Here is a 231-nt window from a genome sequence, read left to right on the forward strand (position 1 = left end):
ACAGGTCCAGGGATTACAAATCAGGTGCAGACCTTATCATGCCAGAGGGGGGCTTGCCTTCAGGCAGCCAGAAAGTAAGAAGCCTCCCAGCTATTAGACTGGAAGGCTTCGCGGCGGTAGCTGCCTTTGCCCTTGCCGGCGCGTTCTTGACGGCTGCGGAACAGTGGCTGGGCGATGATGGATTTGGCCTTGTTGGGGCCATGCTTGGATGGCTTTTTGCTCATGGTCGTT

General features: G+C 56.7%; 1 protein-coding gene. It reads right to left on the reverse strand.

The genetic code is table 11. The features are described 5' to 3' along the window. Window positions 1–59 precede the first annotated feature (59 nt). Window positions 60–224 carry an alternative ribosome rescue factor ArfA gene (arfA, locus tag ACW9IR_RS30090; protein ID WP_003176285.1) on the reverse strand — a complete coding sequence of 55 codons (165 nt, stop codon included), beginning with the start codon at window positions 222–224 and terminating at the stop codon, window positions 60–62. Between the last annotated feature and the right edge of the window lie 7 nt (window positions 225–231).

It is taken from the genome of Pseudomonas sp. SDT291_1_S447 (genome assembly GCF_054070155.1).

What these genes read in the sequence shown, in the direction of transcription:
- arfA (WP_003176285.1), bottom strand. Translation starts at nt 224, where the DNA reads ATGAGCAAAAAGCCATCCAAGCATGGCCCCAACAAGGCCAAATCCATC.